Raw genomic sequence first — 12,975 nt, 5'->3', positions numbered from 1 at the left:
TGTATGAATTTCCATAAATTTTACATTTCTGCATTCAGTTTAGTCCTGATTTTATCTTCCTGTAAAGACAACAAACTAAATGCTCAAAAGCTGGGAAAAGACGGCAGCGTAGAAACGAAAGAGCCGAATTCCCCGGAATATAAACCGGCCTTTGCCGGACAGACCCGTATAAAAGCGGTGAAAACCTCAACGCCGTATCAAGTAGAGATCCTGAGTAAAGAGCTTGGAAAGCCCTGGGGAATCATCAATCTGCCTGACGGACGGTTTTTGATTACGGATAAAAGAGGATACATCAATGTGGTTTCCGTCGACGGAAAACAGATTTCGAAAATCGAAGGTTTCCCGAAAGTCGATACAAAAGGGCAGGGCGGCATGCTTGATGTTGCTTTAGATCCTGATTTCAGAACCAATAATATGATCTACTTCAGCTTTTCGGAGCCTTACGAAAAAGGAAACCATACCGCCGTAGGCAAAGGAACACTTTCTCCTGATCTAAAGACTATTTCAGGAGTTCAGGTTATTTTCCGGGCTACTCCAACATATGACGGCGACAAGCATTACGGCAGCCGGCTGGCGTTTGATAAAGACGGAAACCTGTTTGTAAGTACAGGTGAAAGATCCGATAAACAGACGAGGATCTATGCCCAGAGAACAGATAACTATTTAGGAAAGATTTTAAAGATAACCAAAGACGGTAAACCTGCACCGGGAAATCCTTTCATCGGGAAAGCAGGATTTAAACCTGAAATTTATGCATACGGCATCCGGAATCCGCAGGGAATGGCCATCGATCCGAACGGAACGCTCTGGGATGTGGAAATGGGACCCAAAGGCGGTGATGAGATCAACCTGATCAAGCCGGGAAAAAATTATGGTTGGGGCGATGTAACCTATGGTATTGAATATTCCGGTGAGAAAATAAATAATGGAACCACAAAAAAACCGGGAACGGAGCAGCCTGTTTACTATTGGGATCCTGTGATTTCTCCCAGTGGTGTTACTTTCTATACCGGAAATATAGAGGAATGGAAAGGCAACCTGATGATCGGCTGTTTGAGTGGGGAACACATCAACCGGATTGTAATGAAAGACAATAAAGTGGTTGGCGAAGAACGTCTTTTAGAAGATGAAAATGAAAGATTCCGCGATGTTCTGAATGGCAGCGACGGCAGTTTGTACGCTGTGACTGACAGCGGAAAGCTGTATAAAATTTCGAAAAAATAGGTAAGGCTGGAAGATGGAAGCTGGGGGCTGGAAGTTTCTCCGGTTAATAACAGAACTGGCGGTCTTAAATATCATGAAATTTTTTGCCAACTATTAAGAAGAATAATGCAATCAGTAAATAATAATTCCGGACAAAACAAAAATTTTGCCCGGAATTATTTTATCAGATTTTGATTTAAAAGCTATTAATCAATCTATTTAAACCTTCCGTCAGGATTTCCTGGGAAGTGGAGAAGCAGATCCGGATATGTCCTTCCGCACCTTTTCCAAACCATCTTTCCGAGCCAGGAACAATGGCTACTTTTCCTTCTTTTAAAACGTGCTGGGTAAGTTCGTCACTCGACATCCCGTTTTCAATTTTCGGGAAAATCACGAAGGTTGCTTCCGGAAGATTAGGCGTTAAGATCCCTGAATTGCTCAGCATGCTGTGCGCCAGATCCCTGTTGTGCTGCAAATGGGTAAGAAAATCGTTGAACCACGGTTTAGCCCGGTCAATCGCAACACTTGCCGCAATTTGTGATAGGGTAGACACCCCTTCAATGGTAGAGTTAAATTGTGATTTCTCAGTAAAGTCATCCAACAATTCCTGATCGTTGCACAGAACGGCACCGATTCTAAGGCCTGCAATACCAAAAGATTTTGAAAACCCGAATACCGTAAAGCTTTTCTTTCTGGCTTCCTTAGAAACTGAAGAATAAGTATTGAATTCCCTTTTGTCATACACAATATCGCTCCAGATCTCATCGCTCATCACCCAAAGGTCGTGGGCAGCGGCAATTTCGGAAATCTTCTTTAGAATTTCTTTAGAATATACTCTTCCCACCGGATTATGCGGATTGCAGATGCTGATCATTTTTGTTTTCGGTGAGATCAGCGAAATCAGCATATCAAAATCGATATCGCCTGTTCGGGAATCTACGGCACATAACCTGATGTTTCCGCCAACGGCTTCGACGGTTTTTTTGAAGAGGAAATCCACGGGATCGAATATAATGGCTTCATCTCCGGGATTCAGGACGTATTTGGCAATCAGGAACATTCCCTGGGCGGCGCTGTTTACGGCTAAAACATTGGCTGGGGTAAAGCTTCCCTTTTTTTCAACGTTAAAATGTTCTGCGACACTCTTTTTGAATTCAGGGATGCCGGAGAACGGGCCATAGCTCAGGTAGCCGTCTTTAATGTATTCAATAATTCCGTTTTCTATTTCTTCCGACATTCTGAAATCGGGATCTGCGGCTGTCAAAGGGATGATGCCGTCCTCAAGGGTAGCCCATCTTCCGTTATAGGCTTTTCTTTTCAAGGCTTCGAAATTGATATCTTTATTTGTAAACATCTTATTTGTATGAGATTGGTAATGTGTTTTTCGGTTGTTCGTGAAGCGGTAAAAGGAACTGTTCCAGCAAAGCTCTTCCGTTGGCGATGTGAATGTCGATTTCAGGTCTTCTCTCTTCTTCGTACTGTCTGAACGTTTCCTCAAGATCGTTTTGCTTAGTCAATAAGTTCGTTAAAGTAAAAGAATCTTTTAATGCAGAAGTAACGCCCTGGCTGGTGAAAGGAATCAGAGGGTGAGCAGCATCGCCGATGAACACGATATTCTGATGATGGAAAGGATTCAGCTTTTCCAGTTCATAAACACGCCATATATGGGCATTGTCATAGCTTGAACCTTCAATAATAGAGGAGATCAGCGGATTCCAGTCCCCGAATGTATCCAGCATAAACTGCCTGATGCAGTCCGGTGTATAATCCTCGTTAATAAAATATTTCGTAATGTCGAACTGGCAATACCAAAGGATTTTTGAAGAAGAAAGCTTTAGAACCCCAAAAGTAAGGCCTCCGTCTTCATGGTGGAATTTCAGGAAGTTGCTTTCGATTTCACTGGCCAGCGCTTCGTTTTCAATGATGTTTACCACCTCGTTTTCGAGAACGGCTTTCATGGTTTCGTCCTGAAAAATCGTTCTTCTTAAACGGCTTCTTGATCCGTCTGAGGCAATAACGATATCTGCATCCAGCGCTTGGTTGCCGTCGAGGGTGATTTCAGCCTTCCCATTGTTAAAGCCATTCAGTGCAACAGTGGAATTGTACGATATTTTATCTGCCGGAACGCCTTTGGCGAGAATTTCAATCAGTGCACTTCTGGAAACAACAAATACATTATCCAGCTCTTTTTCGGAGATGATGTCTCCGGATTGGTTGTAGTGGATGTATTTTTTCAGGAAACTTCCTTTTGCATACAAGTCGTCGATATTGATGATTTCGGAAAGAAATTCAATGCCTTCTTTAGGAAGGATAAATCCGTGTCCTTTCAGATCGTTTGGAGTTCTTCTTTCGTAGAGGTGATAGTCGATATTATTTTTTTCCAAATAATTTGCCATGCTCAGTCCGGATACGCCGGCGCCAATGATTGCAGCTTTGCCCATCTTTATTGGTTGTTGTTTTTGTTTGTTGAGGCAGGTAATTTTTCATTAAAAATGTTTTAACTGCGAAAAATAAGACCTGTTACATTGATTTTAATGAAAAAGGAATGGCTTTTAGCCAAAATAAGTAAAAACGAAAAAGGATAATATCAGGACGATATTATCTGTACAAGCACCTATTCCGGTGCCTTGAAAATATTGTCATCGGAGTGGAAGCCTGCCACACCGCCGCTCACGGCAAATTTCATGGCAGAAGCTGCCGTCATTCCGACTACGGGTTTGATGTTTTTTTCTTCGGTAACGATTACCCAGCCGGAAATCGCGTAAGAATGCGGAAGATAAACCGCTACATAATTGTGCTTTTCTACGTCGGCCATTTCTTTTTGGGTTAAAAAGCCGATTCTCCAGATCTCAGGGTTTTCGTTGGTTTTTACCCAGACCGGATCGTTAAATTTCTTTTTGTCGCCCACAAAGGAAGACATAACGTCTTTGGTAGGTGTGTAAATATGCTTTACCCCAGGTGTTTTCTCCAGCAGGCGGTCCATGGAATCGAAAAAGAATTTTCCGACCACGAATTTATTGCCTAAAAATCCCAGCAGCGCTGTAATTAAGATGGTAGAGATGAAAACCAGTCCTGGAATTTCCCTTGCTACGGAAGGGATAATGTTGTCTATAGACGTTACGATATACCATATCACAAAGATCGTCAGTCCGATCGGACCGATGATCACTAATCCCTGAAAGAAGTTTTTCAGGAAAAAATTGGCAATATTTTCAAACGTCAGCTTTTTCAATGTAATAATGTTATCCGTGGATGGTTTCGCCTTTCCCGTAAGACTGGATGACTTTTGCCTCGTATTCCAGCCATTCTTCCCATCGGGCATTCACTTTCTGCTCATCGCCGAGCTGTCGGGCAAAACCGATAAAAGTCGTATAATGGTTGGCTTCCGAGATCATCAATTCCCTGTAGAATACTTTAAGCTCCTCGTCTTTGATGTTTTCAGTCAGCACTTTGAATCGTTCGCAGCTTCTGGCTTCAATCATCGCTGCAAAAAGCATTTTATCGACAATCAGGTCGTCCCTGTTGCCTCCTTTCTGGATAAAGTTTACCAGCTCGTTTACATAATCGTCCTTTCGGGTACGTCCGAAAGTGTATCCTCTTTTTTTAATGATCTCGTGCACCTGTCCGAAATGTTCCAGCTCCTCCTGTGCAATGGCAAGAAGTTCCGTTACGATTTCCGGATATTCCGGCAGCATGGTGATCAGCCCGATCGCGTTGGTAGCGGCTTTCTGCTCGCACCATGCGTGATCTGTTAAAATTTCTTCAATGTTTCCTTCCGCAATATTTGCCCACCTCGGGTCGGTAGGAAGTTTCAACTTAAACATGTTTTAAATTTTGTGTAAAATTAAAATAATTTGCAATACGATTAAAGTTTTATTTAAGCTTAAAATTTTTCAATAAAAATTGATTTGTAATCATAATATTTTATTGAGATGGTATTTTTTTTGTTAGTACTTAAAAAATCACTAAAAAATACCAGTTATGAACACAATCAACTTCAGATCAAAAATGAATGCATTATTATTAATGATCTTCACCATGGGTACCTCCGTTTTAGCTTTTGCTCAGGAAACTACTTCTACAGGAGGCGGAACGGTAACAACAGAACAAAAAACAACTACAACTACAGAGTGGTACACAGATCCGATGTATATTATCGGTGGAGCTATTCTTTTAATCATTATTATTGCATTAATCGCGAGAAGCGGAAGAACCAGAGCTTAATCAGCAGCTGTTTTTCTCCTGAGAAATTCCAGAGCCTTCCAGCCCACTTCATCCACTTTTTTTAATCCGGCTGCAATGATAAATGCCAAGATGACGTTGATTACATAAATTAAAATCATCAGCACCCACCAGAGCATATATTCTTTCAGCGGAACTACAAGAAAGTAAACCAGGGATGAACTGATGCCTTGCGCAAAATAAAAAAATATGGCATTTCTGCCGATATAGGTCACAAAATTTTCTTTTGTGACCTTTAATCTGTTATAAAATACAAAAAGTGTTACAAGAGAAAATAAAGTCCAGATGATGTAAGGCGTCTGGGGCGGAAATTTATTTTTGTTGATCTTAAAAAAGACATCGTTTCCGTAATATGAAAACATCCCGACCAAAGCGGCCGCAACAATTCCGTATAAAACAGGAATAACGCGGGCGGGGATTTTTTTTCCTTTCATTCTGTTTCCTATCAAAAAAACCATCATATAAAAAGTTACATATCCCACCTGTCCCGAAGGATAGATTTCCGGGAAAATATTAAATAATAAAGTTAACGCAGCACACAGCCCTATAAACCAATAAATATGCTTCGGAAAAAATCTTAGGATTAAAACCCCGAAAACAGTTAGGATATAATAAACCTTCAGGTACCAGAAACTGCCCATTACTACTGGAAACGTATCTGCATTGGTGTACTGGTGGAGATACCAGTTGCCCAGGTTTTCCCATTGCGGAACTGCAGAAATGCTTGTGGTCGCATATTTGGACCCAAAAGTCGAGTAGAAATTCTGCAACCATTCTAGCGAAAAAAATGTAAGCCCGAAAACTTTAAAGAAGTAATCCATAAAGAAGAGCAACGTCACAAAAATCATATAAGTGATCTGCAGTTTGAGTAACCGGTATAACGTCTTTTCAATATTTGCTCCTGAAGTAATTCCACTTAGCGCATAAAATAAGGCAACATCAAAAACCAGAGAAAATACCCTTACTTCAGGAAGAATATAAAACTGTCCCGACCAGAATGCCGTATGGATAAAGATGATGGAAAGAGTTGCCAGTCCTTTGGCGAAGTCGATGTAGAGATCTCTGTTCATGGATGCAAATATGATGTCTCAAAAGTAAATAAACTTTACGAATTTTCAGGATAAAGAAAAAGAGACAGGAACAATGCCCTGCCTCTCAAGAAAAGATATTTCAAAAATGATGATTACTTTAGGTTTTTAAATTCTTCAGCAGAAATTTCGCCGGTCTGAAGTTTTTTAATTTCATCCAGATACGGTTTCATATAGGCATCAAGTTCAGGGTACTTTGAATTTTTCGCCATTTTATAGGTTCCGTTAAGAACGCCTTGATAATAATAGAAGAAGTTATAGTCGAATGCGGATGCCGTAAGATCATATTGGCCTAATAAGAATCCTAAACGGACAGCCGATCTTCTTTGTGGCGGTGTACCGTGGTGCCCGGCGCTGTTGGTCTGATAGTCGCCGATGCTCTGGGCAAATTCGTAGGCTGCAGCAATCTGTGTGAAACTGGTTTGGTTATAGCCGTTCGGTCTTCTCAGGTAATATCCTGCAAATCCGTCAGCTTCCAGCTCATTCGGTCTTGCCGTAGATTCAGTTACGGAAGGAAGTCCGAAGATATATTGCAGCTGATGCCCGTATTCATGGGCAAGAATCATGGCATTTACAATATCTCCGCCTTTTGATTTTGCATCATAATAGATCGCGTAGCCATAATAGATTTTTCCGGTAGAATACGAAATCGCATTATAGGTCGAATTATAATTTGACGGATCGTTCACGAATCTCAGCGATGGGTTGCTTCTGCCCCACATGCTTGCAATTTTCGTCATCTGGGAATTCATAAAGTTCGTATCCGTGGAATTTTGCAGTGAAGTCAGTAACACAGAAGAGGAGCTCCAGTACTGGTCTACGTAATAACAGACTTTTTCCAAGGCGTTGGGCTGGTCGATTTTCAGGTTCTCCGTCTGCTGTTCTGGCTGTACGGGAGTGTCCATAGTGTCGTCGTTACATGCTGATAAGGAGAGTGCAGCGATAACTCCCAATAGAATCGGGAAAGAGAAGTTTCTTTTCATATATAAATATTTTGTTTGACGAAGTTATTAATTTAAACGCAACAACATATCACTTTATTGTGATAAATTATTCAAAACATAGTTAAATTTTTATTTTAAAAAAGATTGGGTTGAATTTGAGTGGATTAGAAAATATTTCTTATATTTGCACCTCGAAATAACTAAAAATCTTATAAACAATGTTTGCAATTGTAGAAATAGCAGGGCTTCAATACAAAGTTGAGCAAGACCAAAAGCTGTTTGTAAACCGTTTAGCAGGAGACAAAGGAGGTAAAGTATCTTTCGATAAAGTACTTCTTACTGTAAACGGAGCAATCACGGTAGGCGCCCCAGCTGTAAGCGGAATCACTGTAGAAGCAGAGATCCTAGACCACGTAAAAGCTGATAAAGTAATCGTTTTCAAAAAGAAAAGAAGAAAAGGTTACAAAGTGAAAAACGGTCACAGACAATCTTTAACTCAGATTCAGATTACTGGTATTACAGGATTTGAAGGAGCTCAGAAAGCAGAAAAGCCTGCTAAAAAGACAACTAAAAAAGCTGACGCTGAAGCAGCTGAAAGCGCAGAATAATTGTAGAACCAAAAAACCTTAAAATAAAATGGCACATAAGAAAGGAGTTGGTAGTTCCAAGAACGGTAGAGAATCTCACTCCAAAAGATTAGGAGTAAAGATTTTCGGTGGTCAGGAGGCTATTGCCGGAAACATCATCGTTAGACAAAGAGGTACACAACACCACCCAGGTGCAAACGTGGGTATCGGTAAAGACCACACTTTGTTCGCTTTGGTAGACGGTAAAGTAGTTTTCAGAAAGAAAGCAAACAACAGATCTTTTGTATCTGTAGAAGCAAACGCATAATTTCAGCGTTTTATAAAAATCAAAACCTCAGCAATTGCTGAGGTTTTTTTGTGCTCAAAATTCCTGAAAGTTAAAGTTTTTATAATTAATCATTTTATAGGGAAATATATTTATATTTGGAATTATCAAATAGCTAATAAACTGCGGAAGCCGAAAAGTACATAGAGTAGGCAGCAAATTAAAACAAATATTATGAAAAATCTGAAAAAATTAACAAAGAAAGAATTGAAAACAATTGCTGGTGGATCTGAAAAATGTCCTACACCAGCTTCTTGGTGTACAGAATGGTGTACGTGGTCTGCATGGCAAAAGCAACATTGCCTTAATGCGGTTCTTGATGAGATGCCTTGTAACTGCTAAAATATTTCACTATTCATTATATATCTCAGCCTTATCATTGAGGCCTCTTATAAAATGAAAATAGTATATCAGAATAAAAAACTCCTTCAAAGCGAAGGAGTTTATATTTTAAAAATTAACCTGGAACCCTGCTTTTACGCCGAAGGTTGATATATCCGGCCTGTCCAGATAATTTCCCCGCCAGTTAAAGTCTACCCTGAAAATCCGGAGATTTCCGAATCCGATGTTTTCAATCCCGAATCCGTATTCGTAATAGATATGTTCGCTGGGTGCAGAATATTTGAATCCTTCTACATTAATGGCCTTTGAAGCATCACTCAATGTTCCGTAAGCTCCTCTGATAAAGGCAATTTCTCGTAATTTAAGTTTTTTGATCAAAGGAATGAACGAAAGGATCTTTCCATTGAAATGATGTTCCAGATGAAGCGTAGTATACGTATCTGCTACGAATTCATAATAGTTCAGCTGTGCAAAAGTATTCTGAGCCAAACTGTAGGATTGGTTCCCTGGTATTACGTTTTGCAGGGCCAGCGGAACAGTATCGAAATTTTTCCCGGCTTCGAAATTCAGTAATAATTTACCCCAGCTTCCGATCAGGATCGGTTTATAGAATAAAAACTGCAGTTTGTTATAATTGAAATCCGATCCAAATAGTCCTTCGACTCCTTTGGTATATTTTAATACGATGGTTGGTGCCAGAGTGCCGTGTTCAGTCCGGTCTAATCCGGTTTGTGAGAATTTAGCGCCCGGTCTTGCAATAAGGCTTAAGGTAAAATGAGAATCATTGGTCGTTTTTCTCAGGTCTCCATTTTTATAATACATCAGATTAAAACCGGATGGGTTGGCAGATTTAATGCTTTGCATGGTGCCATCCAGCCTGATCTGGAAGTTTTTCCAAGGCTCGATGGAAGTAAATAGGTTGGTTTGATTCACGGAGCTTAAAGAAGCGTTTTCACCTCTCGCAAAAATGGTGGAAGAGGCAAAAGTCCTGGCCATAATTCCGTCGTCGTTCGTTAGCTGAACCCCAAGCTGAAGGATGTCTCTTCTCGTCCCTGCACCGATGGTAAAACGGTTCACCCTGTTGAACATATACCGTGCTTCGGCACCGTATTTTACCTGCTGGTCTTTAAAGCCGTACGCGGTGTAAAACTGAAGTCTCCAAGGGTCATTTCGGGTAAAGTAGGTTCTTGCTCCGATCCTGATCCGGTCGCCTTCCACTTCATTCTTTCCGTAAACAGAAAAAATAGGGCCTAAATCGATGCTTTTCCCCACATGATAATATCCTGAAGCCAGTGTCTCATAGAGCTTGACAATCCTGTTGAATTTCGGGGTCTGCTGAAGCTTATCAAGCATTTCGTACACGCCCTGTTCGCTTTTCGATAAAGAATCCGGCCTGGCCTTTACCCAATAGGCCTCGTCTTTATCCACAAAACTGTCATTATATTCCTCTTCTTGCCTTTTAAAAATTTTATCTTCCAGAGGTTTGTTGAACTGGTATTCTGAATAATCGACGGTACGTTTGGCAACAATACTTTTAGCAGTTTTCTTTTTGGAAAAAGGAGTCATTTCGATTTCCGTAATAACTTTCCGGGGTAAAAACGTGTTTTCATCAGGATTGTCATATTCCAATTCTGTCGAAATACCGTTGATGAAATTGACGTTAATCTTTTGAGTAGATTTTAAGGTTGCCCCCAAAACTGCATAGCTGTCGGTGTCAATATAAAGGTAGCCCTGAAACGCGAGAACTTCCGTTCTTTTGGGCTGGTACCTGATTTTATACGCTTCTTCCCCACGGATCGAAATGGTATCGATCAGATTGTAATCATAAGTACTGAAGCCTGTTTCCCCAACCGGGCTTGGAAACCCGATGTCAAAGTAATTCAGCGTATTGTCGTAAATATTGATATCCCGGTAAAGATTTTTAGCCGTTAAAGTAATGATTTGGTTATCCTGGAACCCGGAAGTTTTCTGGGCAACCAAAAGCTTTTTGGTTCTTTTTGCAGGCCTGTTCTCTCCGTAATTTTCATAGACCGCCTCGTTAAGAAATACCGGTAGTGCCAATTTCCCGCTTGCCGTAGAATCTTTATAATCGAAAATAAATTCAAGCTTGTTGAAAATCTTCCGCTTCATGAATGCGCTGTCGAGATTATTGGCATCGAACTGAATTTTCTCGTATTCTTTGTACGTATAAGTATCAAATTTATCCAGCCCGTTGTTTCTTTTTCTTTCCCAGACTTTCTGCATAATGGCATACGCAGGATTTTCCTTTTTGTTTTTGTATTTCGGCTTTTCGTTATGGATAACGACTTCCTGGATGCTGCTTACTTTTTCCTGTCCAAGCTTCACAAGAATATCTGCTGCGTTGTCAGGAGTAACCTCTACCGTTTCTAAAGAATAGTTTTTCCGTAAAAATTTTAATTTGTAAATAACTGTGTCGGACTGTACTGTAAAATTTCCCGAAGTGGTCGTTAAGGAAGGCTTGTCGCTTTCGTTGATAAAGATATCCACGCTGCTGATCTGTTTGTTGGTTTTTCCGTCAACAATTCTTCCGCTGGCTGTGTTTTGTGCATAAACCCATCCGGTAAAAAACAGTAAAAAAAAGAGAGGGTAATATCTGGAGGTGTTAATTAACATTTATTGTTTCTTCAAGCTATGGCATAAACAAAAAGTATGCAGATTTTATTATACCGAATTAATAATAATTTGCATTTAATATGATGTAAATACAAAACTGCAAATGTAAGGAAATAAGGGCATTATTCGATAGCCTGTTTATGGCTGTTTATATAAATTGAAAAAGAAGGCTTATATTTTGCATCATTCAGTTCGGCAACAGGGCAGAAAGGAGTGCCGTCACCACTGAAATTACAAACTTTAAATATTATGAAAATAGAAATCAAGACCCCGATTGAAAAAACAACTTTGGAATTTGACAACGAAGAGTATTTCAAAAAAATACATGCGGAAATTATCGAAGCGATAACGGATGACCTTAATATAAAAGGAGTTTACTACGAAAAAGAAGGTTCCGGCACCATGTTTCCTGCGTTATTGCTGAAGAACAGCCTCATTACGGTTCATACAGCCTCAGATTCATCTTCTTCCTCACCATTCCTGTTATAATGATAAAGCCCTTTCAAGAGGGCTTTTAATTTTTAAAACAAAGTGTTCGGGATTTTTTCGGGTTCCAGGTTGATGTATTCGAGATCCGGCGAATAATTCGGGAACTGGAATTTTTCAATCGGCTCCTGTTCCAGGAATTCCCTTCCTGTTTTCGCATCAAGGGTAATGATCATCCGGTCGTGAATTTCTGCCTGTACCGGATTCGGAAGTGTCGTCACCAGCCCAAATCCTAAATTGCCGTCTGCATAAATATCGAAATAACCGGCGATGTAAAACTGGGCTTTGTCCTTCCAGAACATCTCATGCTTTGCTTTTACCGGGGTTTTCCTGCCCGGAAGATAAATGCTTTTATGCTCGAAATAGGAGGAAGCCGGGATCAGGCATCTGTTCTTCTCAATTTTACGATAATAGGTATGGGTATTTTCGGATTGCAGGTTTTTACCTTTAGTAGGAGCATCGGGGTTTTCTTTAACGCCCCAGAAGGTATTCATCAGTACAATTCCGTTGTAATTGACGATGGCGGGAATCGTGGGAGCAGTTTGCCGGGTAAATGCGTTGATGCTGCCGTTCAGTACAAAATTCTCCTCTTCATATCCTTCGGCCTCAAGATCCTCTACTGCCTTCTTGAGACTGACTTTTTTATTGTTGAAGTTATAGCACATATAAAATTTTACAAAGTGGTGCAAAATACATGCAAACCAAGACCTAATACCGACAGTGGGGTACCTAAAGAAAAAAGACCTACATTGCTGTAAGTCTTTCTTGGCTCCTCCTGCTGGGCTCGAACCAGCGACCCTCTGATTAACAGTCAGATGCTCTAACCAACTGAGCTAAGGAGGAATGTTCCTTCATTGGAGTGGTGCAAATATAATATGAATATTACGATTACACAAATTTTTATTTTAAAATATTGATATTTTTCCTGTATTCATCGGGAGTTATAGCTTATTTTATTCTCTATCAGTTAATTAAATTTCTGAAAAATATTTAATTTTAACCATAAAAAAAGACCTACATTGCTGTAAGTCTTTTTTGGCTCCTCCTGCTGGGCTCGAACCAGCGACCCTCTGATTAACAGTCAGATGCTCTAACCAACTGAGCTAAGGAGGAATGTCCTTTGT

At 40.2% G+C, this 12,975-nt stretch carries 14 protein-coding genes and 2 tRNA genes; 6 read left to right on the top strand and 10 right to left on the bottom strand.

The genetic code is table 11. From position 1 onward, the window contains the following. Positions 1–3: 3 nt before the first annotated feature. Complete coding sequence (locus QE422_RS01285; RefSeq protein ID WP_307454531.1) at positions 4–1,224, top strand: PQQ-dependent sugar dehydrogenase; 1,221 nt, start codon at positions 4–6, stop codon at positions 1,222–1,224. A 175-nt stretch (positions 1,225–1,399) separates the two neighbouring features. Here QE422_RS01285 and QE422_RS01280 read toward each other — a convergent pair whose 3' ends face one another. From QE422_RS01280 to QE422_RS01265, 4 genes are all read right to left on the bottom strand, one after another. Then, positions 1,400–2,557 (bottom strand): pyridoxal phosphate-dependent aminotransferase, encoded by a 1,158-nt coding sequence (locus tag QE422_RS01280; protein ID WP_307454529.1) that lies wholly within the window; start codon positions 2,555–2,557, stop codon positions 1,400–1,402. Between the two features lies 1 nt (position 2,558). Further along, entirely contained in the window at positions 2,559–3,644 is a 1,086-nt protein-coding gene (locus tag QE422_RS01275) for an NAD(P)/FAD-dependent oxidoreductase (protein ID WP_307454528.1), read from the bottom strand. A 173-nt stretch (positions 3,645–3,817) separates the two neighbouring features. Next, positions 3,818–4,435, bottom strand: coding sequence for a DUF502 domain-containing protein (locus QE422_RS01270; protein ID WP_307454526.1), 618 nt, complete (start codon positions 4,433–4,435; stop codon positions 3,818–3,820). A 10-nt stretch (positions 4,436–4,445) separates the two neighbouring features. Beyond that, positions 4,446–5,027, bottom strand: coding sequence for a tRNA-(ms[2]io[6]A)-hydroxylase (locus QE422_RS01265; RefSeq protein ID WP_307454525.1), 582 nt, complete (start codon positions 5,025–5,027; stop codon positions 4,446–4,448). A gap of 157 nt (positions 5,028–5,184) precedes the next feature. Between QE422_RS01265 and QE422_RS01260 the strand changes: the two genes are divergently transcribed. After that, positions 5,185–5,427, top strand: coding sequence for a hypothetical protein (locus QE422_RS01260; RefSeq protein WP_307454523.1), 243 nt, complete (start codon positions 5,185–5,187; stop codon positions 5,425–5,427). Here QE422_RS01260 and QE422_RS01255 read toward each other — a convergent pair. Together QE422_RS01255 and QE422_RS01250 are read right to left on the bottom strand one after the other, a co-directional pair. Then, complete coding sequence (locus QE422_RS01255; protein WP_307454522.1) at positions 5,424–6,515, bottom strand: acyltransferase family protein; 1,092 nt, start codon at positions 6,513–6,515, stop codon at positions 5,424–5,426. The two genes, QE422_RS01260 and QE422_RS01255, sit on opposite strands and share 4 nt — an antisense overlap. A gap of 113 nt (positions 6,516–6,628) precedes the next feature. Next, on the bottom strand, positions 6,629–7,516 hold the full coding sequence (locus QE422_RS01250; protein WP_307454520.1) for a metalloprotease: 888 nt from the start codon (positions 7,514–7,516) through the stop codon (positions 6,629–6,631). Positions 7,517–7,695: 179 nt separating this feature from the next. Here QE422_RS01250 and rplU point away from each other — a divergent pair, with 179 nt between their 5' ends. The 3 genes from rplU to QE422_RS01235 all read left to right on the top strand — a co-directional run bounded on the left by rplU (position 7,696) and on the right by QE422_RS01235 (position 8,731). After that, positions 7,696–8,085 carry a 50S ribosomal protein L21 gene (gene rplU / locus QE422_RS01245; protein WP_307454517.1) on the top strand — a complete coding sequence of 130 codons (390 nt, stop codon included), beginning with the start codon at positions 7,696–7,698 and terminating at the stop codon, positions 8,083–8,085. Between the two features lie 28 nt (positions 8,086–8,113). Next, positions 8,114–8,371: a 50S ribosomal protein L27 gene (gene rpmA, locus QE422_RS01240; RefSeq protein ID WP_100076262.1), complete on the top strand. Its 258-nt coding sequence runs from the start codon at positions 8,114–8,116 to the stop codon at positions 8,369–8,371. Between the two features lie 192 nt (positions 8,372–8,563). Then, on the top strand, positions 8,564–8,731 hold the full coding sequence (locus tag QE422_RS01235) for a bacteriocin (RefSeq protein ID WP_307454515.1): 168 nt from the start codon (positions 8,564–8,566) through the stop codon (positions 8,729–8,731). Positions 8,732–8,839: 108 nt separating this feature from the next. On the opposite strand, the gene QE422_RS01230 is transcribed toward QE422_RS01235, so the two are convergent. After that, entirely contained in the window at positions 8,840–11,365 is a 2,526-nt protein-coding gene (locus QE422_RS01230; protein ID WP_307454513.1) for a DUF5686 family protein, read from the bottom strand. 249 nt (positions 11,366–11,614) lie between these two features. Between QE422_RS01230 and QE422_RS01225 the strand changes: the two genes are divergently transcribed. Next, positions 11,615–11,854 (top strand): hypothetical protein, encoded by a 240-nt coding sequence (locus QE422_RS01225; RefSeq protein ID WP_307454511.1) that lies wholly within the window; start codon positions 11,615–11,617, stop codon positions 11,852–11,854. A gap of 32 nt (positions 11,855–11,886) precedes the next feature. Here the strand turns inward: QE422_RS01225 and QE422_RS01220 are convergent, their stop codons facing one another. The 3 genes from QE422_RS01220 to QE422_RS01210 all read right to left on the bottom strand — a co-directional run bounded on the left by QE422_RS01220 (position 11,887) and on the right by QE422_RS01210 (position 12,964). After that, entirely contained in the window at positions 11,887–12,516 is a 630-nt protein-coding gene (locus QE422_RS01220) for an SOS response-associated peptidase family protein (protein ID WP_307454509.1), read from the bottom strand. A 101-nt stretch (positions 12,517–12,617) separates the two neighbouring features. Then, a tRNA-Asn gene (locus QE422_RS01215) sits at positions 12,618–12,694 on the bottom strand. A gap of 193 nt (positions 12,695–12,887) precedes the next feature. Continuing rightward, positions 12,888–12,964: transfer RNA gene (locus QE422_RS01210), tRNA-Asn, on the bottom strand. Positions 12,965–12,975: the final 11 nt, after the last annotated feature.

Origin of the sequence: Chryseobacterium sp. SORGH_AS_0447 (assembly GCF_030818695.1) — a bacterium.
Classification (GTDB): Bacteria; Bacteroidota; Bacteroidia; order Flavobacteriales; family Weeksellaceae; genus Chryseobacterium.
The sequence above is the reverse complement of the archived record's forward strand: the minus strand, read 5'-3'. Positions and strand labels throughout refer to the sequence as shown.

What these genes read in the sequence shown, in the direction of transcription:
- QE422_RS01285 (WP_307454531.1), top strand. Translation starts at nt 4, where the DNA reads ATGAATTTCCATAAATTTTACATTTCTGCATTCAGTTTAGTCCTGATT.
- QE422_RS01280 (WP_307454529.1), bottom strand. Translation starts at nt 2,557, where the DNA reads ATGTTTACAAATAAAGATATCAATTTCGAAGCCTTGAAAAGAAAAGCC.
- QE422_RS01275 (WP_307454528.1), bottom strand. Translation starts at nt 3,644, where the DNA reads ATGGGCAAAGCTGCAATCATTGGCGCCGGCGTATCCGGACTGAGCATG.
- QE422_RS01265 (WP_307454525.1), bottom strand. Translation starts at nt 5,027, where the DNA reads ATGTTTAAGTTGAAACTTCCTACCGACCCGAGGTGGGCAAATATTGCG.
- QE422_RS01260 (WP_307454523.1), top strand. Translation starts at nt 5,185, where the DNA reads ATGAACACAATCAACTTCAGATCAAAAATGAATGCATTATTATTAATG.
- QE422_RS01255 (WP_307454522.1), bottom strand. Translation starts at nt 6,515, where the DNA reads ATGAACAGAGATCTCTACATCGACTTCGCCAAAGGACTGGCAACTCTT.
- QE422_RS01250 (WP_307454520.1), bottom strand. Translation starts at nt 7,516, where the DNA reads ATGAAAAGAAACTTCTCTTTCCCGATTCTATTGGGAGTTATCGCTGCA.
- rplU (WP_307454517.1), top strand. Translation starts at nt 7,696, where the DNA reads ATGTTTGCAATTGTAGAAATAGCAGGGCTTCAATACAAAGTTGAGCAA.
- rpmA (WP_100076262.1), top strand. Translation starts at nt 8,114, where the DNA reads ATGGCACATAAGAAAGGAGTTGGTAGTTCCAAGAACGGTAGAGAATCT.
- QE422_RS01235 (WP_307454515.1), top strand. Translation starts at nt 8,564, where the DNA reads ATGAAAAATCTGAAAAAATTAACAAAGAAAGAATTGAAAACAATTGCT.
- QE422_RS01230 (WP_307454513.1), bottom strand. Translation starts at nt 11,365, where the DNA reads ATGTTAATTAACACCTCCAGATATTACCCTCTCTTTTTTTTACTGTTT.
- QE422_RS01225 (WP_307454511.1), top strand. Translation starts at nt 11,615, where the DNA reads ATGAAAATAGAAATCAAGACCCCGATTGAAAAAACAACTTTGGAATTT.
- QE422_RS01220 (WP_307454509.1), bottom strand. Translation starts at nt 12,516, where the DNA reads ATGTGCTATAACTTCAACAATAAAAAAGTCAGTCTCAAGAAGGCAGTA.